Raw genomic sequence first — 12392 nt, forward strand, 5'->3', positions numbered from 1 at the left:
AGCTTTATAAAAAATTTTCATTACTCAAAACATTCCTACATATCATGTGCTTCCATTTTTACTATTTTCCCGTCCAGCACACTCCACACACCAATCTGCTCAGTACCAACAATTACAAAAAGGAGCCATTCCGAATTTTGTTTTCTCTTAGATATCTGTAACCAGTTTCTTCGATCTATCCAAGATGGGTGAGGCATACGTTGATTGTGGGTATGCCACTCTCCAATATAGGTTTTTACAAATCCTGATTCTTTCCATAAATTATCCATTATTTCTTGATGACCACACTCTGCACGTTTATACGCATTATTGGTGCACTTATCTTCCTTTTGAGGCTCTGTTATATCAGTAGCGATGACTTGTTTTTCTGCCGGATTTAGCTTTCCAACGATAATTCCACCGCTTTCAATTTCAAAGTTATAATTGTGGATATAACTGGTCCATTTTTGATAAACAATTTCATCTATAGAAAAAATCATCAAATTCTCACAATAATAGTCCATGTGATTTACTCCTTACTTCTTCGATTACATATGCTACAATTGTGGTTTGTAATTGCATCTATGGTAATGCTACTTTTATTCTTATTTGCCAAATACCATTGCGATAAGTAAAATCCTTGTCCAAGTAATTCTTCCGATGCTCCTATCCAAGAAGACACTGAATTATTAGTATATGTGCCATTCAAAATACCAATAGACTGTCTTGCCGCCATCAACGCTGTCTGTTGTGAGTCCAAGCAACTATATGGAACAAAAGCACCACTGCATCCAGATAGATTTTTCTTAAAATTCTGTTCTGGAGCAACAAAGCTACCTCTAAATTGAACCAAGTCACTTGAAATCACATCTGTATATAGGCACTGCAAACATGATTTATTGTCAATATTTATTGATATGACATGGCCTCCGACACCATATGGTTCATTGAAGCAACATACAAATGGTACGTCAAGATTATAATCATTTAAAATTCTGTTTATCTCAAGATTAATCGTTGGTTCACCAAGTGCTGAAATTATAAGATCATATTGTCCTAATCGCTTCTCATCGGAAATAAATTTTTGAGCACTTCTATCTATATAATTCAATGGATCAATATCAGAATAAGGATACATTGCTTCTAGTTTCTCCTTAACAAGATCAGCTTTATATCCGCACTTTTTAGGGCTTATTGAATCAAAACCTAGCCAATGTCTATGTACATTCTCAGGCTGGAAAAGATCATTATCTAAAATATCAATATTCATAATTCCCGCTTGGCAAAGATTATTAGCAATATAGCCCCCGATCGAACCACATCCAAGTAAAAGTACTCGTTTGTCTTTCAATTCTGACATTGCACCGCCCCGCATAGTTAAATACTCAAAATCTATTCGTTCGACAAAAACATTTTCTACTCTACACATCTGGTTACAACCAATCTTTAAATACCTTGAATTATTAAATTCAATACGGAAACCAAATAATATATCTCCCTCGTCAGAAGGATAAGCAAGGATTATATATCGCATATAGTACTTAACTTTCTTATCAAGAAACTTTTTAAACTGATGCCTTACAGATGAACTGGTATTCTCAACAATGTACCTTCGAATCACGCTCCACTTAAATTGTTTTGACAATGGTATCATAGAACTTCCCACTCTAATTCTTATAACTAGACAGGTTTTTTCGAAATCGTCTTTATCCGGAACAAGGCCAAAATTATTACGCAGAATAACCTCAGCTTCATCTTTTGTATTGCCTACAATACTAATACCATGTGAAATGACAATCGGTACTTCAGCATATTTTATGTCCTTTGTATCAAGAGAGGAGTATACCATTTTATTTCGAATTGAAAGCCAATATGAATCAAACTCTCTACAAACCTCTTTATTATAAGTTTCACTTCCAGGATGTATATTTAGAATCTTAACCGCTTGATCGAAGCAATCAATCACTAACTGAGCAGCCATATCTTGTTTGATTAATATTGCACTAGAGTCAAAAAGGCATATCTTCCCCTCTGTTCCCACATGTGTGCGAAATTTATTATTATCAACAACAAAAATATCCGGCATTGTTAGTGGGAAATCAGAGAAAAACGAGATTATCAACTCAATCTTTTCGTAATTTTTTAGTAGAATGTTTCCACTATACTCTACGATATATTTCTTTTTGCAGTTTTCAATTTGTTCGAAACAAACATCGCGATGAATATTAAGATTATTAATGATACCTACTACATCCTCCTTTGTCATAGGCATCACTTAAGCTGATTCGGATGTACCGACCATGCTCTTGTCTACAGTAACAGGAAAATCTGCACCAAATAGATTGACTAAAATCGAACACGCATCAGCCTTCTTTTCTTTTGTTTTTACGTCATCAAGTTTTGTGCTCATCGTTACAATCTTCTGATAAAAACTCTCCATCTGTTTATCCGTCATCTTTTCAAACAAATTATTACCGGGTTCTACCGGTAAGGCTGTATCGATCACATGGTAGTACTTTTCGTCCTGACTATTCCATGATAATGTGAATGTATTTTTAATATTCTTTACCATATTATCAAGTGCTGAAAAATCATCATACACATTCTTTTGGGTTGCCCAATCATACTGTTTGGTAACAGAAAACAAATGATATGCTAGTACCGTAAGACTTATTCCCGTTGGCGCTTCATTTCCGTTTGAAGAGAATTGATGTGTCCTCCACTTTTTCATGTATCGAATCACTCTTCGAAATTGAGCTGCATCATCTCCACTATGTTTCCCTTTGATTGTTGCAATTAATCCTTGTGGATCCGTTAATTCCCATTTTTTGTTTTCAGTCGTAGAAAACTCTTTACCTTTGGCTATATACAGCTTCCCATCAGCATTATCCGCTGCATATACTGCAAAGTCTACATGAAAAACAGACTCACCGTCTTTTTGATATGTAACAGTAACACAAGATCTACGTATCTCAACACTCTTTGTATGACCTATCAAGGCATCCCTTACCCATTTCTTTGGCACAAGTGGATCTGAATAATCATCTTTATTAATGTTGAACTTAATGCCAACATCAATATCATAATCTTCATCTTCGGGAATGATCCCAGTACCCATAGAATAACTTCCTTGATTAAAGGTCGTATATGAAGCTGCATCCTTAGATATATTGTCTTTAAGCTTTTTCAACAAAATATCTCTTTTTTCTCGTAAAGTAGCATTTTCATCATCCAGCTTGATTTCGTCATGAAAATCAATAAATTCTTTTTGTAAATTAATCATTTTCTACACCTCACCATTTTCTTATTAAAATAAAATTATTAGGTACATTTCCATATACTACAGCACATATGAACTTCCCATTATTGCTATAATTAGTGGCTTGATTATAATGAATTATTTTTAAAATTTGAGATAATTGGAGATTGTATAATATTTAAAATAAAATTTTAATAAATTACCATAACATACAAAATAGCCTTCAATGTTTAATAAAAAAGTGTTAATGATATATATTTACTTTTATGACATGTCTTTGTGCACAATGGAAATTTAGACTCATTATTCTAAGATTAGAAAATTATAAGTTATGATTTGACAAATACTTTTTAGTAAAAGTATTCATTGAGATAGCCAAATTATTCTGGCTTTATATTATATTGGACATACAACCGAACACCCCCCGCATTCAAATCGTATATTAATTGTACTCCCATATTTTGATAAAATCAACCATATTAATACATTTATTTTTCTAATGCAACGAATATTTTAGTTTCTAATGTAAGTATTGAGTCAATATCCTACTTGTTTATTAATAACGTAAAAAGCACCTATTGTTTACTACCCAATAGGTGCTTCATTGTAATTTTACTTATATATCTAGTCTAATTTTCATTCTTAGCCTTGTAGTCTGATATTACTTTTTCAGCCATCATGAACGGCATTTCGTCGTATCTTAAAAATTCCATCTCAAAGCTTCCTCTTGCCTGAGTCATGGATTTCAGGTCTATGGCATATGTGTACATTTCTGCCATTGGAGCCTCTGCCATTACGTGCTGAGTTCCGTCATCCTGTTGTTCCATACCGAGGATTTTTCCTCTTCTCTTGTTCATGTCACCCATGATGTCTCCTAAGTATTCATCAGGAATGCTGATTTCTACTTTGGCAATTGGTTCAAGAAGAACAGGTTTTGCTTCAGCCATACCTTTTTTGAACGCCAATGAAGCAGCCAGTTTAAATGACATTTCATTTGAGTCAACGTCGTGGTATGAACCGTCATACAATGTTGCTTTTACGCCAACAACTTTGCAGCCTGCCAGGACACCTTTGTCCATGCATTCATGGAGTCCTTTTTCAACTGCAGGTATAAAGTTTCTTGGAACTGCTCCTCCGAATACTTCATCCACAAATTCAAATTCTGTCTGTGAAGGTTCAAATCTTACACGAACATCGCCGTATTGTCCGGCTCCGCCTGATTGTTTCTTGTGTTTTCCTTGAACGTCTGATTTTCCTCTTATTGTTTCTCTGTATGCCACTTTAGGCGGAGTTAGATTTACTTCAGCCTTGAAGTTGTTTTTAAGCTTGTTGGCAATAACTTCTAGCTGAATGTTTCCTTGTCCTCCTAATATTTGTTCTTTTGTTTCTACGTTTCTTTCTATCGTAAAGGTTGGGTCTTCTTCGTTAAGTTTGTGAAGTCCTGTACCAACTTTTTCGTCATTATCTTTTGACTTGGCACTTACTGCCATGAAATAGCATGGTTTAGGGAAATCTATGCCTTCATATACTATTGGGTTTGTTTTTATTGAAATAGTGTCTCCTGTTTTAAAGTATTGCAATTTAGAAGTTGCACCAATGTCTCCTGCTGCTATTTCAGAAGCTTCAACCTGATCTTTTCCCCTTAAACAGAAAATACTTCCGATTCTCTCTGTTTCGCCTGAATCTGCATTGTAAATATCCATATCTTTTTTAATAGAACCGGACATAACTTTGAACAACGAAATTTTACCTACAAACGGGTCTACTATTGTTTTGAAAACTAAAGCTGAAAGTGGAGATTTTATATCAACGTTTCTTGTTTCTTCTTTGGAGCCATTCATTCCTTTAACTTCGGCAAGATCCTGAGCACTTGGAAGATACTCGATTATGGTTCTTAAAAGCAGTCTAGCTCCAAGACCTTTGATAGCTGATCCCAGTATTACAGGAACCAATTCTCCTGAAAGGACAGCTTTCTTTAAGCCTGTATGTATTTCTTCGTCTGTAAACTCTTCACCGTTGAAGAATTTATCAAGCAGTTCTTCATCTGTTTCGGCAACGCTTTCCATCAAAAGAGCCCTTACTCTTTCAGCCTTTTCAGCTGTATCTGGAAGTGTATCAACTGGTTCTGGTCCTATGTAGCATTGTCTGTTCAGGATATCCATGTATCCGTCGTGATTTTCACCTTTACCCAGAGGAATTGTAAATGGAGCTACTTTTTTTCCGAATGTTTCTCTCAATGAATCAAGTACTTCGTCGAATTTAACGTTTTCTTTATCCATTTTATTAAGCACTATGATTCTTGGCATGTTTCTTTGTTCAGCATATTTCCATGCCTTCTCTGTACCTACTTCGATACCTGAGCTTGCATCTACTACTAAAACAGCGCTGCTTGCAACCCTTAGGGCTCCATACACTTCGCCGACGAAATCAAAATATCCAGGAGTGTCAAGAAAATTAATTTTAGTATTGTCATACTCTATTGGTATGATTGAAGTGCCAATAGAAACTTGTCTGTCTTTTTCTTCTTTATCGAAGTCTGAAACTGTATTACCGTCTTCGACTCTACCCATGCGGTTTGTAACATTGGTAAAGTATAAAAGTGATTCCGTCAGCGTTGTTTTGCCACAGTTACTGTGGCCAATTAAGGCAACGTTTCTAATTTTGTCTGTGCTATACGTTTTCATTTACTTTATTCCTCCTAATAGATTCTGCTTATTTATTATATTTTACATTAATTTACATGATAAATCAATATAATTTTAATATTGGGACTATTATGCCTGTTTTGTGCAGACAATAATGATACATTTAATGCATATTTGCATTTTTTTAAAAGAGTGATATAATCTACTATTATTAACAATTCGAGGAAAATTATGAATGAAATTTTATTAAATTTTTTAGCACAGGCAGTATTAGGCGGAGCATCGGGATACATAACAAACGATTATGCAATTAACATGCTTTTCAAGGAATATACTCCGTTGAAAATAGGCGGAGTGATCAAAAAAACAAGATTAGAGTTTATTGACAACTTAAGCTCCATGGTTGAAAATGACATTATAAACAAGGAAAAGCTCCATGAAATCCTTACAGATGACAAGTTTAAGGAAAAATTTGATGTTCTCACAGAGGATTTCTTTAAAAAAAGCCTTTATGAATCAGCAGGAAATGACAAATTTTCAGACATTGATGGATTCAGCTCCACTATGTCAAATACAGATAACTATGTATCATCATTAATAGAAAAAATTGTTCCCCCAGGAACTGATTTGATTGTTGACAGCATGGAACCAGGAGACATTTTAAGCAATGTGCAGCTTGAGAAAATATCCTCTACTCTTTATGATTTTATTGTTGAAACTCTTGAAAGCAAGGATATATTAGAAAAGTTTATTCTAAAACTATATGAAACAGTCAAGGATTGCAATGTAAATGAGCTTTTATGCGGAGCAGAAAATTTTTCTTCAGCAATATTAACAAATATTTTTGAAAAACTACCGGATATCTTCCGTTCAAGCTCAAATATAGATGATGTATCAGAATTAATAAACTTAACCAGTGCTCTGAACAGTTCAAAGCAAGTTTTATACAATAGAGAATTAAAAACTATACTTAACATAGATAGCCTTAAAAAAGCAGAAATTTCAAAGAAGTTTCTTGATTTCATAAATTCAGACAAAGGCCAGAACTTAGTATCAAAGCTTGGAAGTTCTATTTTTGAATATGGAAAAAAACTTGATAAAAGCATTTTTGACCTACTTGATTCTTCATTTGAAAATAATCTGAAGGAATATATCAAAGAAAATCTGCCTCACCTGACCAGCAGCATTGTAGCATGGATTGAGGAAAACAATAAGTCTATTGATCAGCTTCTTGAAGATTCAATTGATGAAGTTATTAAGGAATCAGACGGTTTAAAGAGAAAGCTTCTGTCTACAATTAAAAACTCATATTTTGGAAATCTCAGCCAGAAATACAGCATAGTCAATAAAATCATATCATTTGTTGAAAAGATTGCAGAGCCTGAAAAATTATCAGAAAAGCTTAGTTCAAAGGCTATAGAAATTCTAAGCAGCATGACTGTTGCAGAAATCGTGCTTGAAGCCGAAAAAAACAACATAACAGCTGAACGTCTTTCTCAGGCAGCAACAACATACATTAACAACAATTTTGAAGCAATATTTAACGAAGTAATAGACAAAGCTGGAAATCTGAAAATCAGCGACATGGCTCCTGACTATGCATTCGGCCATATCAGCCTTAAGAACATCCTAAGCTCAAATGCTATATTATCAATGGCAAATAAAAATGCTCAGCAAGCTGTTAATGATAAATTATCCTTAAAATTATCTGAGCTTTCAACAGAACAGACTGCAAAGAAAGTTATAGATAAGACTGACAAATTGATTGTAAATCTAGTTAAGAACAGTGATGGAGACATTAGGAAAGAAATCCAGATTAAAATTGAAAACGCATGGAATATGAAGTCGTCCCTGAAAAGTAAATCAATATATGAGCAGGTGGACGGTGAAATTTATGGTGCTTACAAATCCTTGTCTGAAAATTTAAAACATATGAATGTTTCAGAGGCACTGGACAAATTAAACTCCATCGAAAATCTTTCGCTAAACAGCTCAAGATCTCTTCGTGAATATGTGGTTAACAACACAGATACAATTCTCAAGGGTTCAATAAAAGGAATAGTGTCTTCAAACCTCAACAAGCTTAGTGATGATGACCTTGTTGAATTTGCAAATGAATTTATAGGGCGCGAGCTTAAACCAATAATGTTTTTCGGAGGAGTTCTGGGAGTTACTGCCGGTCTTATTTTGGCTGCATTTCAAAATGCTCCTGCAGATCCGGGCAGCATAAGTGCCGTAACCATGGCAACATATGCATTCGTGGGATTCATTACAAACGTCCTTGCAATAAACATGCTTTTCAAGCCTTACAAGGAAGTGAAGATTTTAAGCAAAATCCCTATTTTAAGACACTTTTCCCATGGATTTATTTTAAAAAACCAGAAAGCTTTTGCAAAGAGCACAGCAGACTTTATTGACAAAAGCTTGTTAAGTCAGGAAAGCATCAATTCCCTTTTCAACGAATACGAATCAGTTATAAAGGAAAGCTTCTTGAACAGTGCAGCAGATAAAAATTATGAAACTGCTGGAAGAATATTGTCTGACAACAAAAAAAGTATTACAGAAGGCATATTGAAGTTTGGCAAAAATAAAATTTCAGAGAATTCAAGTGTAGTTGCTGCTTCTCTTTACGACAAGGTAGGAACAACAAAACTATCGGCAATTGTTGACTCCAATATGGCAGAAAACTTCACAGATGAAGCATTAAAAGGAATTTCAAGCAATAAGTTAAGCAGTATGGCTTTCGAAAAGATAACCAGCGATACAAACACACTTGAATTTGTATCATCACCCGCGGTTAAAAAGGTGCTTGTAAGTACAGTTGATAAATATTACACATCATTTGAGGAATTTGTAAGTGACAGCACTAAAATCAAAAATTTCGCGTTGAAACAGCAGGATAAATACAATACTTTAACCGGCAAGTCCTTGACTGAAATACTTGGCAATGAAAAAACAGAAAAACTTACAGAGGGTGCCTCCGTAAAAATTTCATCCATGGCTACTTCAAAATCCTCCAGAGAAAAAATTTCTCAAGGTTCAGTAAAAATAATCAATCGATATTTTGACAGCGACAAGAAATTCGAAGAACTTTTTGACGGTAAATTAAAAGGATATGTAGACAAAAATCTTCCCGGTATTCTCAAGAAGTTATCCTCAGCTGTAAAAAACAGTTCTGTACAAAACAAGGACAAAATATCTCTCATGGTGCAGGCTGAAATAAAAAACAGTCTCGGATTCATTGAAAGAGGAATGTATTCATTCATGGGCGGCGATGCAGTTGTAGATGAACTGATGAAAAAAGTAATGTCAGAAAAATTGCCCCTTTTCATTGATAGCAAGGAAGAAGAGCTGGAGAGTATTTTCAGAGCAGTAATAGAAGATAAATTATATAAATCAAAGGTACAGGTCCTGCGTTCAAAACTTGATAAGATAGAATTTAGCAGTATGATTGACAAATACCTGGATGAAGGAAATTCAGCTAAAATTGAAAGCAACATTCAAAAAATCGTTAAGGATATAATGTGCAATGAAGCTTCTAAAAATATAGATGAGCTATTAAGATTTATTTATATAAGTAACATAGAGAGCATATTTGATCATTACGGCGAAGAAATAAATGCATTCACTGAAGAACTGGGTTCTTCTCTTAAAAATGGGAGTCAGGAAATTCATAATAAGATTTTTGATCTTATAAATGAAGTGCTGAACAGTATTTCTAAAATTCCTGTGACAGAAATATTTGAAGGGCTCAGCAAAGAAGACTTAAGCAAGATGTTATCAAGCTTATTTAAAGCTCTTGAAAAAGATGAAAAACTGCAAGAGTTTACAGCAGAAGCATTCAAAGAAATCGCTGTATATTTAGGTGACTTAAGTATTTCTGATGTCGCAGACAGAGATGAATTCATAAAATCAGGAAGCACCTTAATTGAAAGGATTGCAAACAGCAAGGAATTCGAAGAATTGTCAAGTACTATCATGCTTTCTTCATTTGATGAAGCTGCAAGTAATAATTTTAATTTCATTGATGAAAAATCAAAGAATTATATTTTGAATATTTTTGTCGACTCATGTATTATGAGTTTGAAGAAAAATCTTGATGATATATTGAAGGCAGTTCAGTTTGACCAGATAGCAAGAGAAGAAATTGAAAAAATGGAGCCAAAGAAAATTCATGAAATGTTCAATTCCTTTGGAGAGAAATATTTCAGCCGTTTAATGTTATATGGTTTTGGAGGCTTTGTTTTCGGAATCAACATGTATATAGGATTTGGCCTCACTGCATTGAAAGCAATATCAGGATTGTTTGGAAAAGAAAAATAAAAAATGTGCTGTAAGCACATCAGACTGCCATTCTGCGGGCGGACACAAGGTCCGCCCCTACAACCTGAAGAATATATGGTTGTGAATAGCCTGATGTGTTTATAATAGCACATTTTTTTGTTTATTTAAAATAAAGCTATTATATTTTGAATCAAGATAAATCCTATTCCTATTGGTGCCAAATATTTGATTGAAAATGCCCACATTCCGGCTAAGCCAAACTTCACAGTTCCATTATTAGTTGCTTCTTTGAGAGCCTTATCTGTTCCCCATACCCATCCAACAAAAATACTCAGCATGAATGCGCTTAGAGGCAGAAGAAGATTTTCAGCCAGGAAACTAATTGAATCAAAGAAGTTCATTCCATTAATAAATGTTATTTCACTAAATAACGGTCCATTGGCCAATGATGAAGGAACACCTATTAAAAATGCTACTGCTGCCAAAACAATTGTTGCATTTTTTCTTTTCCAGCCATGCTCATCTACACAATATGTCACTGCAGCTTCAAGCAGTGATATTGATGATGATAGTGCTGCGAAAAGAACAAATATGAAGAACATGGAACCAAAAAGTGAACCCATTGGCATTTTTGCAAATACTCCAGGCAATGTTATGAACAACAGTCCAGGTCCTGCTGATGGGTTGTAACCAAGAGCAAACACTGCAGGCAATACTGCAAATGCTGATAAAAGTGCTGCAGCAGAGTCCATAAGCGGAATTTGCACTGAGCTTGTTGTAAGCTTTTCATTTTTATCAAGGTAGCTTCCATATGTGATTATAACTCCCATACCAAGACTCAAAGAAAAAAACACCTGTACAAGAGCTGCAATTATTACCTTAATGCCAAACTTCGACCAGTCAGGTTTCAGCATGTATTCAAGACCTGCTGATGCTCCAGGCAGCGTAACGGCTCTGATAACTACAACAAACAGTATTATAAACAATGCAGGCATCATCATCTTGCTTGCCTTTTCTATACCTCCCTGTATACCACCCATTACAATGCCCAAGGTCAATGTTATGAATATAGCGTGATATATCAAAGGTTCAAATGGCTTGCCTATGAAAGTGGTAAATATGTTTCCAAGAGCATCAATATCTGTTGTGTTAAAATTGCCAGTGAAAGCAGAAACAATGTATTTTATTATCCATCCGCCTATTACGCTGTAATAAGTTAATATTAAATATGATGCCAGTATTCCTATTATTCCGACCCAAGACCATCTCTTCTTGATTGCCCTGTAGGCTCCAACCGGACCCTGATGAGAATGCCTGCCCAGGATTAGCTCTGTAAGCATAATTGTGAAACCAACTAATACTAGTATTGCTATATAAGTGAAAATAAAGACTGCACCGCCATATTCACCGCATAAATAAGGAAACTTCCATACGTTTCCCAGCCCTATGGCTGAACCTGCTGCTGCAAGCAAAAAGCCTACTCTGGATCCCCATGAACCTCTTTCATCTGTTGAATTTAAATTTGACATTTTTACCTCCCGTGTATTGTTAATTTTTTGTTGATAGGTACTTTTTAACCTCCCATTCAAAAATGCAGACTTTTCTCTGATAACGTTTTTTTAGACGATATTTATATGATTCGACCATTATGATTAACAACAGTTTGTTAAATTAATAATGATTTCACGACTAAACGTTAAATACAAGCAGATTTTAAGCCAACTTTTCCGATTATACTATAATTTGTGCTATATTTCAACCCTTTTATCAATATAAAGCAATATTTGGGCTAAATTGGCATATTGCATTTTAATTTTTGAATTTTGTTATTTGCGGGAGGACAGTAGTCCTCCCCTACAATCTGGTGTTTGAATTAACCGCTATTTTCTGATATATTAACTCGTTGGGGCGGATCTTGTGTCCGCCCGGGGTTTTAATTTAAATAAATTTGTTGACACGGGAGGACAGTAGTCCTCCCCTACAATCTGGAATTTCGAATTCACTGCCATTTTTGATATATTAACTCGTAGGGGCGGATCTTGTGCCCGCCCGGGGTTTTAATTTAAATAAATTTGTTGACACGGGAGGACAGTAGTCCTCCCCTACAATCTGGAATTTCGAATTCACTGCTATTTTTGATATATTAACTCGTAGGGGCGGATCTTGTGTCCGCCCGAGGTTTTAATTTAAATAAATTTGTTGACACGGGAGGACAGTAGTCCTCC

At 34.9% G+C, this 12392-nt stretch carries 6 protein-coding genes; 1 reads left to right on the top strand and 5 read right to left on the bottom strand.

The genetic code is table 11. The features are described 5' to 3' along the window. Window positions 1–35: 35 nt before the first annotated feature. The 4 genes from LY60_RS13675 to fusA form a co-directional block, all read right to left on the bottom strand. The gene (locus LY60_RS13675) at window positions 36–503 is read right to left on the bottom strand and encodes a Mov34/MPN/PAD-1 family protein (RefSeq protein ID WP_145084981.1); all 468 of its coding nucleotides are present in this window, start codon (window positions 501–503) and stop codon (window positions 36–38) included. 5 nt (window positions 504–508) lie between these two features. Next, window positions 509–2245, bottom strand: a complete 1737-nt coding sequence (locus LY60_RS13680) for a ThiF family adenylyltransferase (protein ID WP_170226235.1) — start codon at window positions 2243–2245, stop codon at window positions 509–511. Between the two features lie 9 nt (window positions 2246–2254). Further along, entirely contained in the window at window positions 2255–3262 is a 1008-nt protein-coding gene (locus LY60_RS13685; RefSeq protein WP_145084986.1) for a nucleotidyltransferase domain-containing protein, read from the bottom strand. Window positions 3263–3867: 605 nt separating this feature from the next. Next, window positions 3868–5922, bottom strand: a complete 2055-nt coding sequence (gene fusA, locus LY60_RS13690) for an elongation factor G (protein WP_145084989.1) — start codon at window positions 5920–5922, stop codon at window positions 3868–3870. A gap of 192 nt (window positions 5923–6114) precedes the next feature. On the opposite strand from fusA, the gene LY60_RS13695 reads away from it, so the two are divergent. Further along, on the top strand, window positions 6115–10206 hold the full coding sequence (locus LY60_RS13695; RefSeq protein ID WP_145084990.1) for a DUF445 family protein: 4092 nt from the start codon (window positions 6115–6117) through the stop codon (window positions 10204–10206). A 125-nt stretch (window positions 10207–10331) separates the two neighbouring features. Here the strand turns inward: LY60_RS13695 and LY60_RS13700 are convergent, their stop codons facing one another. Next, a complete protein-coding gene (locus LY60_RS13700; protein ID WP_145084991.1) occupies window positions 10332–11696 on the bottom strand; it encodes a sodium-dependent transporter in 1365 nt (454 codons plus the stop codon). Window positions 11697–12392 lie beyond the last annotated feature (696 nt).

Origin of the sequence: Sedimentibacter saalensis (assembly GCF_007830175.1) — a bacterium.
Lineage (GTDB): Bacteria > Bacillota > Clostridia > Tissierellales > Sedimentibacteraceae > Sedimentibacter > Sedimentibacter saalensis.

Bases quoted from the DNA above. Each gene is read 5' to 3' on its own strand.
- LY60_RS13675 (WP_145084981.1), bottom strand. From the start codon at position 503: ATGGACTATTATTGTGAGAATTTGATGATTTTTTCTATAGATGAAATT.
- LY60_RS13680 (WP_170226235.1), bottom strand. From the start codon at position 2,245: ATGACAAAGGAGGATGTAGTAGGTATCATTAATAATCTTAATATTCAT.
- LY60_RS13685 (WP_145084986.1), bottom strand. From the start codon at position 3,262: ATGATTAATTTACAAAAAGAATTTATTGATTTTCATGACGAAATCAAG.
- fusA (WP_145084989.1), bottom strand. From the start codon at position 5,922: ATGAAAACGTATAGCACAGACAAAATTAGAAACGTTGCCTTAATTGGC.
- LY60_RS13695 (WP_145084990.1), top strand. From the start codon at position 6,115: ATGAATGAAATTTTATTAAATTTTTTAGCACAGGCAGTATTAGGCGGA.
- LY60_RS13700 (WP_145084991.1), bottom strand. From the start codon at position 11,696: ATGTCAAATTTAAATTCAACAGATGAAAGAGGTTCATGGGGATCCAGA.